The following is a 17,999-nucleotide window of genomic DNA, read 5'->3' on the forward strand; positions in this document are numbered from 1 at the left end:
CTCAACAAGGATTTTACTATATGATAAAATACATTCCTGTTCTTTTTCATTCATATTTATGATAAAACAGGAAAAATGCATTAAAAACACTTTACTATAGTATGATTTTTATCATGTTTTCTAAAAGTTTATTTTCTCTTCTTTGTAAACTCTTAACTAAAAATTTAACCCAAAAAAATTATGATTCATTCATTTCACATCCCGGTACTGGGACTAGGATATTCTGTTGATACGCCTGTAAAAGTAGCTCCTTACGGTATCTCTTCTGTAGCGTCAATTGTTGACGATATTTTACTGGAAGAAATCCGAAAATATTACTGCGATGCAACGAATCGTCCTTTTACAACTATCTTACCTAAAGAAGAAGACAGCAGAGCAAAAAGAGTTACGGCTTATTTAAATCTAATCCAGGAACTTATTGATCAGGAATTTGACGCTATACGTTCTGAAGAATTTACGAAAGGAAGCAGAATCAGTAAATATTTTGAACTCCTGGCAGATCCATCTACTCTGAAACAAACTTATATCAAAATGCTTGCCTGTACGAATATTTCAGAAAAAGTAGCTTTACAGCAACAACTTCGCCAACAAATGAAAAAAGGTTCTATTGATGTTAACATCATGGCTAAAGTTGATAAAGTAAACAGTAATGCTTCGGGTGAGATACTGGACGGAACCTTTACGGATGCCTTAGCTGCTTTTCGCGGTTATGCGCAAAGTAATTTATCTTCTTCTATTGTTCTGTCTGCCGGAATGAATCCAAAACTATACAGTTATGTTGAAAATTTTGATTCATTTTTTCCGGATGAAAACGGAATAATGAAAAAAAAGATCATTTTGAAAGTAAGTGATTTCCGTTCTGCTCTGATACAGGGGAAATTCCTTGCTAAAAAGGGTGTATGGATATCTGAATTTCGAATTGAATCAGGATTAAACTGTGGTGGACATGCTTTTGCTACGGAAGGCTATCTTATGGGACCAATATTAGAGGAATTCAAAATAAAAAGGCAGGATATACAAACAGAGCTTTTTGAAATCTATCAGAAAGTATTACTGGAAAAAGGAAAGATTGTTCCTAATGCAGTTCCTGAAATGCGTATTAGCGCACAAGGCGGAATCGGCACTCATGAGGAGGATAGTTTCCTTGTTAATTATTATCAACTGGATGCTACAGGATGGGGAAGTCCTTTTTTACTGGTTCCGGAAGCAACTAATGTGGATGAAGCTACTTTAAAAGATCTTACCAATGCTACTGCTTCTGATTTCTATATCAGTAATGCTTCTCCACTAGGAGTTCCGTTCAACCATTTCAGAAACAGCAGTGTTGAAAAGGAAAGACTGGAACGTATTACAAAAGGAAGACCGGGAAGTCCATGTAAGAAAAAATTTCTGGTATCAGATACTGAATTTGGAGAAAAACCATTATGCACTGCTTCGAGAGAATATCAGAATCTGAAAATAAAACAACTGGAATCTTTACAATTACCAAAAATTGATTTTAAAGCGGCTTTTGACAAAATCACAGAAAAAATATGTCTGTGTGATAGTTTATGTTCTTCTGTTTATATAAAATACAATACACTGAAACCACGTCAGAATAAATCGGTTGCGGTTTGTGCAGGACCTAATATTGCTAATTTCTCAGGAACATACAGTCTGGAAGAAATGGTAAAGCATATTTACGGAAAAATAAAATTGTTTGATACGGAGAAACGTTCACATATGTTTATTAATGAATTACGTTTATATGTAGATTATCTTAAAACGGATATCAATAATCATCTTACAGATATTAATGATAAAAAACGCAAATATCTTGATAATTTTAAATCACAACTGGAAAACGGTATAGAATACTACAAACAACTAATCCCGAAAATAACTGCTGAAACGGAACTGTACAAACAAAAGATGCAGGAAGAATTAGAAGAACTGGAAATTAAATTAGGCTTATTGAAAATACCTGTCAAAATCTAATTATTTTGTAAAATGTTATTTGTGAGATGTGAAAAGAGATGGACGACTTTTTACATCTCACTATTCATAAAAAAGACTAAATTTATCTTTTTCGACTTAATTTAATTTTTGTTGCTTATGAATAAGATACATATTATAGATCTATATTTTCAGGAAGAAAGTCATTCTATTGCTTCTTTCCTGATAGAAACTTCTGAAGGACCTGTTATAATTGATACGGGACCTGAATCAACCTGGGAATATCTGGAGAAAGGAATCCATGATTTAGGATATAAAACGGAGGATATAAAAAATATTCTGTTAACTCATATTCATTTTGATCATGCGGGTGTCGCTTGGAAATTTGCAAAACACGGAGCCAAGATTCACGTGCATCCTATTGGCTTACCTCATCTCGCTAATCCTGAAAAACTCTGGAATTCTGCTGCCCAAATCTATGGGGAAGATATGGATCGCCTCTGGGGAAGTATGGAAGCTATCCCTGAAAATTTACTGGTTCCTGTCAATGATGGTGATAAAATTAGATTCGGCTCAACGGAATTTACTACTTGGTACACACCAGGACATGCTGTTCATCATAATGCTTATCAATTAGGTCAGGTGATGTTTACGGGTGATGTAGGCGGTGTGAAAATAGGAAATGGTCCGGTGGTTCCGCCCTGTCCTCCTCCTGATATTAATATCGAATTATGGAAGGAATCTATTGCCAAGATCAGAGCTTTACAACCTGAAGCACTATACCTCACTCATTTTGCAAAATCAGAAAATCCTGCCAAACATTTAAAAGATTTGGAAATCATACTGGATGACTGGTCCAACTTTATAAAACGGTATTATGATAAAGGAACGGACATAGAAAAAACGGTTCCGGTCTTTATGAAATATACTCAAGATCAATTGAGAGAAAACGGAGTCAGTGAAGAACATATACAAACTTATGAATATGCTAATCCTAGCTGGATGTCGGTTGCCGGCTTATATCGTTACTGGAAATTAAAGGAACAGGGAAGGATTTAAAAACCGTATATAAAATCGTATAATTGTATATAACTGTATCTGTAGAGAGGCACGGCTGTGCTTCTCTACAGATACAGTTACCGGTTACGGGGTTATATACAATCTGTCTGCACCATTATTCTTTTATCAGGATTTTATATTCCCATGGTTTAAAGGTTTGTTTTGCGTCTTTTAAAAAAGTCATTTTTTCTCCTGACATATAATCAGTATAAACACCTTCAATCGGGGTTGTAAAAGTCTGTTCTTTTTTAGTCAGATTTCCAACAAAAAGAACTTGCTTTCCTTCTTTTTCTCTTATAAAAGCGAGAATATCTGCATCTGCTGATGTCATTAATCTTGTATAGGAAGCAGCATTTTTACCTCCATTCAATGCTACATTATTATTTTTAAGGGCTCCCAGTTTTTCATAAACGGAGTACATTTTTCCTTTTGCTTTAGTAATGGTGTCTTTTTCAAAGAAACGTAAACGTTTTTTGAAATCGTATTCCTGTCCATTATAAATCAAAGGCATACCCGGAGTAACGAAAGTCAAAGCAGCAAATACTTCTACAGCATCTCCCATTCTTTCGTATTCTGTCCCGTTCCATGAGTTTTCATCATGATTTGAGGTAAAATACATCGTAAAATCATCTCTCTCAAAAATAGTATCTTTCTTTATGATATAATCATCCCACGCTTTTACTGTTTTTTTACCTTGAGCGATTTCATTCATAAGGTGGTGTGATTCCCATCCATAAGCCATGTCAAAAGCATTTTTCAGTAATCCCGGTTTTTCAGCTTCTGCTAACATAAAGATTGGTTTTACTTTATTCAGTTCAGGAGTGGCTTCATCCCAAAAATCCGTAGGAACCTCAGCAGCAACATCACAACGAAAACCATCAATATTGGTTTCAGTAATCCAGTATTTCATTTCATTAATCATTTCCTGACGCATGGCTTTATTGTCATAATTCAACTCTGCAACATCAGTCCAATCATAAGGAGCAATTACTTTCCCGTCTTTGTCTTTAGTATAATAATCCGGGTGTTGTTTCATCCATTTATGATCCCATGCGGTATGGTTAGCAACCCAGTCAAGAATCACATAAATACCGTTTTCATGTGCTGTATTTATCAAGTTTTTAAAGTCTTCCAGTGTACCAAATTCGGAATTAATTCCTCTATAATCCTGAATGGAATAATAACTCCCCAGTCCTTCTTTTCTATTCTCTACTCCAATTGGATAAACAGGCATCACCCAGATTATCTTTACTCCTAAGTTCTTCAAACTCGGAATGTCTTTTGTAAAAGCATTGAAAGTTCCTTCGGGGGAATACTGACGGATATTTGCTTCATAAATCACTGCATTTTCCATCACTGCATCGCTCATGGGAGCAATCACTTCTTCTGTCATAACAGCTGTTTTTTCTTTTTTCTGATCTTTACAACCTGCTAAGGCAGCAAGGCATAAAACAAATAAAATTGTTTTTCTCATTTTTATACTTCTTTATTATTTGGATAATTGTATTTGTACTCTTACTTCTTTTTCTTCTTTATTAAAAGCTACAGGAATTTTTAAAATGGATGTTTCTTTATCCCATTCAAAAGGGATTGTTTTATCTCCTGTAATCACCTTTTCAGGTTTGGCTTCTACTTGGTGCACAAGTAATGAAAAGGATTTATCTTCCAGAGAAAAGGATTTTCCTTTTTCTAAATGGATTGTAATAGTCAGTTCTTTCTTTTTAAATGTACTCTCAAATCGTAATAATTCATATTCTCCTTTTTGATAAGTATCAGGTGTTATTCCATTATCATTATAAAGTTGCCCTCTGCTTTTTTTCACTTTAGGATCATGATAATACTGTAAAAGCAGATTTTTAACGGAATAATCTTTTGTAGTCTGAACAGGTTCAATCATCGGAATAAATGAACCTCCTCTTACATATACCGGAATATAATCCGGAACAACGGCAACAATTGCTTTTGTTCCTCCTTTATATTTTTTTCCGGTATAGAAATCATACCAGTTATTCTTTTTTGGAAAAAAAACAGTTGTTTCGGTTATTCCGGGCTGTACTATCGGGGTAACTAAAAAAGCATTCCCCCATAAATAAGTACCATCAACGGTTAATAGCTCTTTATTTGTTGGTTCTTCGAAAAACAACGGACGCATTAATGGACTTCCATATTGGTTATTTTCAAAAGCCAGTGTATAATTATAGGGCAGTAAACTATATCGTAACTGAATTGCTTTTTTAACGAGTGCTTTTGTTCTCTCTTCTTTAAAAACAGGTTCGGAAGCTACTTCTTCTTGCGCATGAGGTCGGAAAATAGGCTGAAAAACACCATATTGTAACCAACGGGTATACAATTCATTATCTTCTAAATTACCGGCAAATCCACCCAGATCGGAATGCATATATCCTAATCCCTGCATCCCCATTTGTAATGAAATTTCCATTTGTGGTTGTAATCCGCCCCAGGTTCTGTTCACGTCACCGGACCAAGGGATTAATCCATAACGCTGTGAACCGGAATATCCGGAACGCATCAATATAAAAGGTCGCTGCTTCGGAAATTCTTTCTGATATCCTTCGAAAACCAACCTTGCCCAATTATGTCCATAAATATTATGAACCTGATCGGCTGTTCCTGTTACATGTTGTAAAGCAGCAGGATGAACTTCGGGTTCTCCCAAATCGCCCCACCATCCGCCTACTCCTTTATCAACTAAACCTTTATAAATATCCCAGAACCACTTTTCTCCTTCGGGTTTGAAAATATCTACCAGACCAGTATTTCCAAAAAAGAAATCATAGGTAAACGATTTTCCTAAACTATCTGTTGCCAGCACTTTATTCTCTACGGCTTCTTCCCATCGGTTAGAAGTGGTCAGGATAAAAGGTTCTGTTACTAAAATGGTCTTTATTCCCTTTTCTTCAAAATCAGCCATCATCTTTTCAGGTGTCGGAAAAGTATCTTCATCAAACTTCAGATTCCCCATTGTTCCCTGAACTTCTTTTCCAAACCAGTACAAATCAATAATAACTGCATCTAACGGAATTCCTTCTGCTATGAATTTATCTACTGTTTCTCTTGTTTCTTTTTCGGAATGGTATCCAAATCTGCTGGAAAAATTCCCTAAAGCCCATCTTGGCGGTAAAGGTTGTGTTCCTGTAAGGGAAACATAATTAGAAACCAAATCCATCCATGAATCTCCTGCAATTACCTGATACGTTTTTCTGCCACTAATCGTTTCATAGTTTAGTGTATTATTCTTTTTACTATCCAGATCCAGATAACCGATTGGTGCATTATCAAAATGTACTGCATAAATACCGGATGACATTACAAGAGGCATGGAGTAATTCATTAACTCTGAATGGGTTTCATAACCATAATGGGCACGATTGTATAATTGTAATCGATTTCCTCTTCGGTTCATACCCAGAACACGGGAACCACCACCATACAATACCTCTTTAGAATTTAAGTTAAACTCCAGAATCTCTGCTTTATCCGTTTTGTAATATCCTGTTTTCTCAGAGATCAAAGGTTTGTTTTTATAGGTGTAACTGATCTGAAAAGGTTCTTTCTGAATAATTGCTGCAATTCCGCGAGTGGCTTCTATTCCTCTAAATACAGCTGCTCCGTATCTGATCTTTGATGCTGTTTCTCTCACGCCATAACCATAAGTCTTACTTACTAATTTGGGAGACAAAACAACAGCATGTGAAACGGAATCAAAAGTTTCTCCTTTTGGAATAAAGGAAGTCTCGATAATCTTTTCTGAATATATTCTTATCCTGTACATACCATCACTGGTATATACTTCTAAATGGTTCTGCTTTTGTTTTATTCCTTCATATTTTCTATCTACATTTTGTGCTGCTACAAACGAAATACTAAAGAGAAAGAACAAAACCGTGATTTTTAGAATTTTAATCATATTTCTTTTTTTATTACGAACCTTAACTTAATTATTAAAAACTTACTCCTGCTCTGCAAAAGTCAGAGACTTGGCGAAACAGAGTTATACCTAACAGGTTAAAAAAACGGGTTAGGAAAGAAATATTTATGGTATTATCTCTCTAATTCCAATATTAAAGCTGATTTTGCTTCAACTGTAATTTCATTGGTAATATCAATCACTGTTCCGTTCAGAACCTCTTTACCTTTTACAAAAGATTTAATATTCTCCTGAAAACGATTTGTTTTTACTTTTTTAACTTCTGTACTGTTATTGATCACTACCATTACGGACTGATCGTCATTGTATCTGAAATAAATATATACGTTGTCTTCGGGAAGATAATGCGTCATTTTACCGAAATGAACAGCCTTATTTCCTTTTCTCCACTGGAATAACTTAGAGGTGAAATCAAAATATTTCTGTTGCTCTGCTGTTCTTCCTCCTTTTGTAAAAGCATTCTTTTTATCTCCTTTCCATCCTCCGGGGAAATCCTGTCTGATTGCGGCATCTCCTTCGTCTTTATTCCCTGCCATACCGATCTCACTACCATAATACACCTGTGGTATTCCCCTAACAGTAGCGATCAGCGTCATTGCCATTTTATATTTACTGAAATCATTTTTGTAGATATGGTTGATTCGGTGTGTATCGTGATTTTCTGCAAAAACCAACAGATTGTCTACATTAGGATATAAAAAATCATTTGTAAAATTCTCATATACTTTTATCATTCCGTCAGACCAGCCTGTTTTGTCTTCATTGAATATGGACGTAATAGCGTCATGCAATGTAAAATCCATCACACTAGGCAAATAGGAATTATAACTTTTTATTGCTCCAATCTTACTGTCTTTCTGCCAGAATGAAATTTGTGCCTGATCATGCATCCATACTTCTCCTACGATATTAAAATAAGGATATTCGTTTGTGATGGCTTTAGTCCATTTTGCAATAGCTTCTTTATCATTATAGGAATAAGTATCTACTCTGAAACCATCTAATCCTGAATATTCTATCCACCATACTGCATTTTGTATAAGATAATTCAAAACCAATGGATTGGACTGATTCAGATCCGGCATTGATGGTACAAACCATCCGTCTATACAATATTTGGCATCGATTGTAGCTGCATTAGTATCATATTGTGTAGTCATTCTATAATTAGATTGAGCATATCCGGGAAACTGGTGAATCCAGTCATACGTTGGCATATCCTTAATCATCCAGTGCTCTGCTCCCCAATGATTCGTCACATAATCCATTACCAGTTTCATATCTTTTTTATGTAATTCATCTGCCAGACGTTTATAATCTTCATTGGTTCCGTAACGAGGATCGATTCTGTAAACATCAGACTGAGCATAGGTATGATAAGAATATTCTGCTTCATTATCTTCTAAAAGAGGTGTATTCCAAATTGTGGTTACTCCTAATTCTTTTAGATAATCTAAATTCTGAATAATTCCTTCAATATCTCCTCCGTGCCTCCCTCCAGGTAAGGAACGGTTTACTTTTTCAGTTACAGATTTATCGGAATCATTATCAGGATTTCCATTTGCAAAACGATCCGGCATAATCAGATACATCATATCGGATGCATCATAGCTTTTTCTGTTTGCCGAATTTTCTTTTCTCTCTTTCAAATTATATTTATGTGTGAAAACAACTTTGTTTTTCTCTTTGAATGAAAAAATAAAATCTCCTGCTTTAGCATTCTTTATGTCAATAGTTACAAAAACATAATTTGGATTTTCTGTTTTAATAACACTGGTTATTATTACTTTATCTGATAATACAAATGGTTGATAATTAGCTATGTTTTTCCCATAAAACATAATTTGTACTTCTGGATTTTTCATGTCTGTCCACCAGAAAGGAGGCTCTACTCTGTCGATTTGTGCAAATGCAGAGGTAACTATAAAAAGAACTAATAGTAGTGTTTTATTCAATAACTTCATATTATTTTGACTTTAAAAAAATATCATAATCGATATATTAAACCTACAAGGTTTTAAAAACCTTGCAGGATTTGTATTACACAGTAACCAAGTTATCTGGTGTTACAGTAACTGCTTTTCCGTTTACATAAACAATCAGTTCTTTTGCTCCGTCTATTGTAAATTGTGTTTTATCTTTTTCAATCGCTACTTTTAAAACCTGATCTCTAAAGTTGATCTTAAAAGAATATGCTGTCCACTGATTGGGAATTCTTGGCGTAAAATGTAAAGTATCTTCTTTTACTCTCATTCCTCCAAATCCTTCCACAATACTCATCCAGGTTCCTGCCATACTTGTAATATGACATCCTTCTTCTACTTCTTTATTATAATCATCCAGATCTAAACGGGAGGTTCTTAAATAAAAAGTATAAGCCTGTTCCATTCTGCCCAGAGTGGCTGCTTGAATAGAGTGTACACAGGGAGATAATGATGATTCATGAACAGTATAAGGCTCATAAAAATCGAAATGACGTTCTAATTCTTCTGCTGAGAAATGATCTTCAAAGAAATAGAATCCCTGTAAAACGTCTGCCTGTTTAATATAAGGAGAGCGTAAAATTCTGTCCCATGACCATTTCTGATTGATCGGTCTTTGTGAACGATCCAGATCTTTCACTTTTACCAGTTCCTTATCCAAGAAACCGTCTTGTTGTAAATACACCTGATTGGTTTCTGAGAAAGGAAAATACATTTTATCTGCAACTTCTTTCCAGCTTTCGGTTTCTGCTTTATCCAGTTTCACTTTTGCCATAATACGGGCATAATCTGTCGGATATTCAGTTGCAATTTTCCGGATCTGTTCGTAGGTATAGTTAATACACCATTTTGCTATATAGTTGGTATAAAAATTATTATTTACGTTATTTTCATATTCATTAGGTCCGGTTACTCCGAGAATAACATACTTGTTTTTATCGGTTGAAAAATTAGCTCTCTGATGCCAAAAACGGGCAATACCTATTAATACTTCCAGTCCTTTTTCTACTATATAACTGTAATCTCCTGTAAAGCGGTAAAAATTGAAAATTGCGAATGCAATGGCTCCATTACGATGAATTTCTTCAAAAGTAATTTCCCATTCATTATGACATTCTTCCCCATTCATCGTCACCATCGGGTACAGAGCTGCTCCATTGGTAAAACCTAATTTAACGCCATTTTCAATTGCTTTATCTAATTGGTTATAACGATAGGTCAGTAAATTTCTGGCTACCTGCTGATCTTTGGTTGCCATATAAAAAGGGATACAATACGCTTCTGTATCCCAATAGGTACTTCCTCCGTATTTTTCTCCTGTAAAACCTTTTGGTCCAATATTTAATCTCGGATCTTTACCTAAATAGGTCTGATTCAGCTGAAAGATATTAAAACGAATTCCTTGTTGTGCTTTTACATCTCCTTCTATTGTAATATCTGCTTTTTCCCAAATATCTGCCCATGCCTGTTCCTGATCTTCCAGTAAAGCAGCATAACCTTTGGCAACTGCTTTATCAATTACAACAGAAGCTGCTTCAATCAACTGATCATTCTTGTGATTCAGTGAAACGGTGTAACCACCTATTTTATGAATAGATGATTTTTCTCCCTTAGCTACTTCAACGGTATAGGTAAATTGAACTTTATCGGAGGTAGCTTCAACCTGCTCTGCAGAAAGATTCAGATTTTTATCATTTAATAAAATGCTGTTTTGCATAAAAGTAGCCACATTGAAATGTGTTTTAAAAGTACGGGCTACTACAAAGGCTTTATTATTACCCTGTTTTACTTCCAACGGTTCCCAAAATTTTTCTTCCCAGTTTGCATCTTCGTTTTTTACTCCTGCATCTATATACGGTTTGTAAACGATCTTAACAGACTGATTTAATGGTGTAATCTCATAGTTAATTACTCCTGTCTCATCCAAATTAAGGGAAAGAAAACGACGTACATTCACTCCTATCTGCACACCATTTTGCAATGTTGCTTCAAAAGAACGATGATACCATCCTTCTTTCATATTCAGTTCTCTTCTAAAATTTTTTACTTCGGTGCAGGTATTCAAATCTAAAACTTCCCCGTTAATTTCGATAGCAATACCAATCCAGTTTGGGGCATTTAATACCTTAGCGAAATATTCCGGATATCCGTTCTTCCACCATCCCACTTTTGTCTTATCAGGATAATAAATTCCTGCAATATAACTTCCCTGAAAAGTAGTCCCTGAATACTGCTCTTCAAAATTGGCTCTTTGTCCCATTGCTCCGTTACCGATACTGAAAAGACTTTCTGATGATTTTACTCTTTCTCTGTCAAACCCTTCTTCGATGATAGACCAGTTGTCTGGGATTATATAATCTTGATTCATTTCTTTAACTATTTTTAATTTGTATTAGGTATTGAAATATTGAGAAGTTTCTTGGTTCTTGACTCTTGGTTCTTTTTTCTATTTCTAACATCTCAATACTGATTTATCTCATTAGTGTTTCAAGGAAACTGTTTTCTATTTTAGTAAAATCAGAAAAAACGTATTTTGCTTCATGGAGTACTTTCTTTTCTCCAATGCCTATACTTATCATATGAGCAATATTCGCTGCTTGTATTCCTGCAACGGAATCTTCAAATACAATTGCTTGTTCGGGTGTACTTCCTAAAAGCTGAACAGCTCTCAGAAAAACTTCAGGATCCGGTTTTGCATTAGTCACATCATTACCGTCAACGATAACATCAAAAAAGTCGATTATATTTACTTTCTCTAATATCGGTCTGGCATTTTTACTTGCGGAACCTAAGGCTATTAACTGACCCTTCTCTTTTAAAAACTGTAAAACAGGAACTACTCCGGGTAAAATTTCATCGGGTCCCATAGTAATAATATGGGTAAGATAATCTTCATTTTTTTGAAGAAGATATCGGTCTTTTTCTTCCTGACTGATTTCAATATTCCCTAAACTCAGAATAAGATCTAAGGAACGAATTCTGCTTACTCCTTTTAACTGTTCATTGTCTTCATGTGCAAATTCAATTCCCAACTGATGTGCAATTTTCTGCCATGCAAGAAAATGATATTTTGCGGTGTCAACAATAACTCCATCCAGATCGAAAACAAAGGCTTTTTTTATCATTTTTATAAAAATTATTTGAAATTCTGAAAACTGATTTAAAATTACAGCACCAGAAACGGTACTGTTTCTTAGGCTTTCTCTTTAATGGTAAATACAGCCAGACCAGCTATAATAAAGGAAATACCAGCAATAACAATAATTATTATCGGATTACCTCCAAATAAAGCGATTAGCATACCTCCGAGTAAACCGGCAACGATTTGAGGCAAGGTTATGGTAGCATTAAATAGTCCCATATAAACGCCCATCTTATCTGCTGGTAATGATCCGGACAACATGGCATAGGGAACTGCTAATATTGCTGCCCATGCAAATCCTACTCCGACCATAGAGAACAGTAAAAGATTCTTATCTTCTATTAAAAATATTGAAATAAGACTAAGACCTCCTATCAGAAGAGAAAAACTATAGGTTCTCTTTCTGCCGATTGCTTTGGCTATTACAGGAATTAATAAAGAGAAAATAGCCGCTACAAAACTATAAAAGGCAAATAACACACCTGTCCAGTCACCTGCTTCATTAAACCCAACCGATTTTGGATCTAATGCATCCGGTCCCCAGATATGATCTGCGATTGCTCTGGTGGTATACACCCACATTAAGAATAATGCAAACCAGGAAAAAAACTGTACAAAGCCTAGTTGCCAGAAAACTTTAGGAGCTTCTGTTATTAGTTGTATAAGACCCGGTTTTTTCTTTTTATCTGATTTTTCCAAATCTATATTATTGTACTGTGCATGTTCTTTTGGCGAGTATTCTTTTGTTCTGAAAACAGTCCAGAGAACGGTTAATAGTAAAATAGCACCACCAATATAGAAAGACCATATTACGGAAGCAGCTACTTTTTCACCTACTGCCGGAACATTTGAAACTCCAACTTTAGCAAGAATCCAAGGTAATAAGGAACCAAAAACGGCTCCAAAATTAATCAGTGCACTTTGTAGTGAAAAACCTAAATTACGCTGATCGTCATTTACCATATCTCCGACAAGTGCTCTGAATGGCTGCATGGTAACATTAAATGAAGTATCCATCAATAACAGCATAACTGCTCCAAAAATTAGGGGAGGTAATAAAAAAGTAAAATATTCTGCATTAGGCATAAAAAACATGGCTAAAGCGGAAATAATTGCTCCAAAAAATATAAAAGGAATACGGCGACCCATTTTAGTCCAGGTCTTATCGCTTGAAAGACCTATTATAGGTTGTACAATCAAACCGGCTAAGGGCGCTGCTAACCAAAAATAACCAATACTATGAACATCTGCACCAAGTGCTTCTAATATTCGGCTTGTATTTCCATTTTGCAGTGAATATCCAATCTGAACTCCCAGGAATCCAAAACTCAGATTCCAAATTTGCCAAAAACTTAATCTCGGTTTTTCCATTATCGTAATTATATTAATATACGATAAGCAACATGCTTATCAAAGACTTACAAGTTGAAGTGAAAGTATAAGCTTTGATAATATTTGATACACAAATATAGAACTTTTTTTAAATGAAAAAATTAAAAATGACAATTCATAGATCAGTAAAGGAAAACTAAAAAACATTACACACTAAAAATCAACACATTACAAACAACTACAACGTTGGCGTAGATTCTCTTTCTACCAGATGAGTTGATATGATTTCTGTTCTGTATTCTTCTTCTTCTTCTTCCTTTGATTCTATTCTACGAATCAGCATTGTGGCAGCTTTCTGCCCCATTTCGATTCCGCTCTGACTCACAGTTGTAATACCCGGAGAGGAATACTTTGAAATAATTCCATCCGTAAAACCAATAACAGCAATATCATCCGGTACCTTCAGTCCTAATTTAGGAGCTACTTTTATAGCTGTTACAGCAAACAGTTCGTTAACAGCAAACACAGCATCTATTGTATTTTCCCGAAGTAATTTTTCTATAACCTCAGCACATTTGCTTATATCTTCAATCTTAACAATTCGGTTTTCATCTACTATTAAACCATTATCTTTTAATGCTCTCATATAACCTTCTGTTCTTAATTTCCCGACACTCACATAATCTACAGTAGTAATCAGAGCAATATTTTTATATCCTTTCCTAATTAAAGATTGTACTGCTTTATAAGCTGCCAGTTCATCATCAATTATAACTTTATCACATGCAATAGCGTTCGAAACCCTATCAAACATAACTACTGGCATTCCCTGACCTATTATTTCTGTAATATGATGAAAGTCCCCTTTTAACTGGGTTTCTTTGGACAAAGACATAATAAAACCATCAATACTGCCATTCGCTAACATTTCCATATTAATCACCTCTTTATCAAAGGATTCATCGGATAAACATACGATTACATTATATCCATTCTCATTTGCTACCTGCTCGATACCACTTATTACGGTTGCAAAAAAATGATGTACAATTTCAGGAATAATAATCCCTATTGTTTTGGTCTTTTTATTCTTTAAACTTAAGGCAATATTATTGGGTTTATAGTTATAAAGCTTCGCAAAGGCTTGTACTTTCAGCCTTGTATCTTCACTTATTTCAGAACTGTCTCTGAGTGACTTAGAAACTGTGGATATTGAAACATCTAACTCTTTTGCTATTTGTTTAAGTGTGACTTTTCTTTTCATATGTAGATGTCTGTAATTTTTTAATAGTAATTTATAAAAATAATGCTTCTCTACGTTATACCTGTACTTTAGAATCATAACTATTTCATAACGTATCCCAGAGATGAAGAAATAATGTTTTCTAAATAAAGATAAATTTTATTTTGATTAATATCAATTTTTACACGTAAAACCTACATTATCAGGAAAGTTATCAACACGCAAACGTTTGCGTTACTCTTATTCTGCATTAACATTTTTTTATGCTAAAAATTTACATAGATTTAACATCGAAGTGAAATTATAAGCCTAAAGAATTCAATTTTAATTTAAATAAATTGTATGAAAACAATCTATAAACAGTTCTTGCTTTTATTACTCTTACTTCCTCTTAGTGTACTTGCACAAAGCACTTTGAGTGGTACTGTAAGAGAACAATCCTCCGGATTACCTTTACCCGGAGTGAATGTAATATTTCAGAGTACTAACAAAGGTACCTCAACAGGAATGGATGGTGAATTCACACTGCCAAATCTTAAAAAGGGTGATATTCTTATTTTTTCCTATATTGGTTTTAAAGACTATGTTTTTACTTATAATAATCAAACTACAATAGCAGTTACTCTTGAAGAAGACTCTGCTTTACTAGATGAAATTGTAGTAATAGGATATGGTACGGTTAAGAAAAAAGATGCTACTGGATCTGTCGAACTGATAACAGCTAAAGACTTGAATAAAGGAGCGATCGTTTCTGCAGATCAGATGCTCAACGGTAAATCCTCCGGAGTAAGAATTGTCAGTAGTGGTGGAGCTCCGGACTCAAAAGTAGACATCAGAATACGTGGTGGGGCTTCATTAAGTGCTTCAAACAGTCCGCTAATTGTAATTGACGGAGTACCGATCTCTAGTGCAAGTCCAGCAGGACAGACAAATCCGCTAGCTTTGGTAAATCCAAATGACATTGAGTCTTTCTCTATCTTAAAAGACGCATCTGCTACAGCAATTTATGGTTCAAGAGCTTCTAATGGAGTCATTATTATAACGACAAAAAAAGGAAGTAACGGAGCTACAAAATTTAATTTTTCCTCTAATACACAAGTTGGAAAAATGACTAAAAAATTAGATGTATTATCTTCTTCCGAGTTTGTTAACTTCATCAATACTAAATACCCGGATCAGAAACAGTATTTAGGGGTGAACGGGATTATTTATGATACAGACTGGCAGGATGAAATTTACAGAACTTCGATAACTTCTGACAATAATTTCAGTGCTCTGACTAACTTATTCGGAAATACTCCTTTACGTGCTTCTATAGGTCATTCTAACATAGAAGGTATACTAAAAGGTTCTCAATTAAAGAAATATACTGCTTCTGTTAATGTGAGCCCAAAATTCTTTGAAGATCATCTTAAGATAAATATTAATGCAAAAGGGGTTATGACCAGAAAAGATCAACCGGATGAAAAAGCAATTGGATCTGCCTTAAGTCTAAACCCTACTCTTCCGGTATATGATCCATCAGGAAACAATAGGTTTGGTGGTTATTATCAATCACTGGATCCTAAGGCTAATTTCCCAAGAACAGCCGGGGCTACTAATGCAGTTGCTCAATTAAGACAAAGAGAAAGAAATGAAAATGTAGACCGTTTCTTAGGAAATATAGAGTTTGATTATAAATTGCATTTCTTACCGGAATTAAGAGCTATCCTTAATCTGGGTCTTGATTATTCAAAATCAAAAATCAATGAAAGTCTGGCGAGTAATGCCATAGCTGCTTATAATAATTTTGAAAGTAATCCTCTGTTTAACTCAGGAAAAACAACAGGAGAAAATCAGACCAAAGAAGATAAAACCTTAGATGCTTATTTTGCTTATGCAAAATCTTTTGATGGTATTATACAAAAGATTGATGCTCAGGGAGGTTATTCCTATCAGAATTTCAACAATAAAGGATTTAAATACCCTACCCAGATCAATGACCAAGGGGTACGAGTTCCGAGTAAAGTATTCCAATACTATAATGATCTGAATCTACAGTCTTTCTTTGGAAGAATTAATATGGATATTACTGACAAATACTTACTAACCGTTTCTTACAGAGCTGACGCTTCTTCTCTTTTCGCTCCGGGTAAAAACAGATGGGGACATTTCCCGTCTGTAGCAGCAGCATGGAAAATGACTGAAGAATCCTGGTTAAAAGATTCAAAAGTAATCTCCTCTTTAAAATTCAGAATCGGAGCAGGTATTACCGGACAACAGGACATCACTGGAAGTGCTGGATATTATCCTTATCAGGCACTTTATTTAGCCGGAGACCCTACTGTTCAGTATCAGTTTGGAGACGAATATTATATTACTTATAGAGCAGATGCTTATAACCCAAAATTAACCTGGGAAAAAACAGTAACCTATAATGCCGGATTTGATTTCGATCTGTGGAACGGATTTTTAGATGGTACATTAGATTATTATCACAGAGATACAAAAGACCTGCTGGCAATTGTTCCTCAGTCTGAAGGAAGTTTATCTAACCGATTTGTGGACAATGTAGGTAAAACCAGAAGTGATGGTGTTGAGTTAGGATTAAACCTTACTCCTATTAAAACGGATAATCTTACCATCTCATTCAGTGGAAATATTTCATTTAATGAAACCTATGTAACGAATCTGAATAATGTATCGCAGGTTTCTGTACCGGAAACAGGTATAGGAAGAGGTACAGGTATTAACATCGGTTATTTTGCCGTAGGAGAAAGATCAAGAAACTTCTGGCTATTCGATCAGTTATATGATACAAACGGAAACCCAATACAAGGTGCTTTTGTTGACAAAAACGGAGACGGTATCATTAATGACCAAGACAGAATTTATGTACCTTATGATCCAAAATGGAATTACGGATTCGGAACAACAATCAATTATAAGAATTTTGATTTTACAGCCAATTTCAGAGGTCAGTTAGGCGGAAAAATATATGATGCTAACAGATTGAATAAAGGATATTCCGATTCAGCTATCCCAACTAACGGAACCGGTTTCGTTAATAACGTTCTGGACCTGTATAATGGTGATGCGTATACCGGATTTAAAACTAATCCGAATGATTATCAGGCTTTATCTAACTATTATGTATCTGATGCTACTTTCTTAAGACTGGATAACGTTACTTTAGGCTATAAATTCAATACCTTTTTAACGGATGCCATGAGCTTAAGAATCTATGGTTCTGTAAATAATGTTTTCGTTATCACCGGATATAAAGGTTTAGATCCGGAAAACTTTACAGGTATTGAGCAATCACCATATGCCAGACCAAGAGTATATACTTTTGGAATTAATTTGGATTTTTAATTT

10 protein-coding genes are annotated in these 17,999 nt (G+C 34.8%); 3 read left to right on the top strand and 7 right to left on the bottom strand.

Going from position 1 to position 17,999, the window contains the following annotated elements:
• Nucleotides 1-180 precede the first annotated feature (180 nt).
• On the top strand, nt 181-1,977 hold the full coding sequence (locus AC4FQX_RS10770; protein WP_491167703.1) for a hypothetical protein: 1,797 nt from the start codon (nt 181-183) through the stop codon (nt 1,975-1,977).
• A 117-nt stretch (nt 1,978-2,094) separates the two neighbouring features.
• Nucleotides 2,095-2,994 (top strand): MBL fold metallo-hydrolase, encoded by a 900-nt coding sequence (locus AC4FQX_RS10775; protein WP_491167704.1) that lies wholly within the window; start codon nt 2,095-2,097, stop codon nt 2,992-2,994.
• A gap of 115 nt (nt 2,995-3,109) precedes the next feature.
• On the opposite strand, the gene AC4FQX_RS10780 is transcribed toward AC4FQX_RS10775, so the two are convergent.
• From AC4FQX_RS10780 to AC4FQX_RS10810, 7 genes are all read right to left on the bottom strand, one after another.
• Nucleotides 3,110-4,468, bottom strand: coding sequence for an alpha-amylase family glycosyl hydrolase (locus AC4FQX_RS10780; RefSeq protein WP_491167705.1), 1,359 nt, complete (start codon nt 4,466-4,468; stop codon nt 3,110-3,112).
• Nucleotides 4,469-4,483: 15 nt separating this feature from the next.
• Nucleotides 4,484-6,922, bottom strand: coding sequence for a glycoside hydrolase family 31 protein (locus AC4FQX_RS10785; protein ID WP_491167706.1), 2,439 nt, complete (start codon nt 6,920-6,922; stop codon nt 4,484-4,486).
• Nucleotides 6,923-7,056: 134 nt separating this feature from the next.
• On the bottom strand, nt 7,057-8,907 hold the full coding sequence (locus AC4FQX_RS10790) for a glycoside hydrolase family 13 protein (protein WP_491167707.1): 1,851 nt from the start codon (nt 8,905-8,907) through the stop codon (nt 7,057-7,059).
• 76 nt (nt 8,908-8,983) lie between these two features.
• On the bottom strand, nt 8,984-11,293 hold the full coding sequence (locus tag AC4FQX_RS10795; protein ID WP_491167708.1) for a glycoside hydrolase family 65 protein: 2,310 nt from the start codon (nt 11,291-11,293) through the stop codon (nt 8,984-8,986).
• A gap of 103 nt (nt 11,294-11,396) precedes the next feature.
• Entirely contained in the window at nt 11,397-12,050 is a 654-nt protein-coding gene (pgmB, locus tag AC4FQX_RS10800; protein WP_491167709.1) for a beta-phosphoglucomutase, read from the bottom strand.
• Between the two features lie 68 nt (nt 12,051-12,118).
• Complete coding sequence (locus tag AC4FQX_RS10805; protein ID WP_491167710.1) at nt 12,119-13,438, bottom strand: MFS transporter; 1,320 nt, start codon at nt 13,436-13,438, stop codon at nt 12,119-12,121.
• A gap of 199 nt (nt 13,439-13,637) precedes the next feature.
• Nucleotides 13,638-14,663 carry a LacI family DNA-binding transcriptional regulator gene (locus AC4FQX_RS10810; protein ID WP_491167711.1) on the bottom strand — a complete coding sequence of 342 codons (1,026 nt, stop codon included), beginning with the start codon at nt 14,661-14,663 and terminating at the stop codon, nt 13,638-13,640.
• Nucleotides 14,664-14,984: 321 nt separating this feature from the next.
• On the opposite strand from AC4FQX_RS10810, the gene AC4FQX_RS10815 reads away from it, so the two are divergent.
• Nucleotides 14,985-17,996: a SusC/RagA family TonB-linked outer membrane protein gene (locus AC4FQX_RS10815; protein ID WP_491167712.1), complete on the top strand. Its 3,012-nt coding sequence runs from the start codon at nt 14,985-14,987 to the stop codon at nt 17,994-17,996.
• Nucleotides 17,997-17,999 lie beyond the last annotated feature (3 nt).

This window comes from Flavobacterium sp. AK-301 (genome assembly GCF_058310215.1).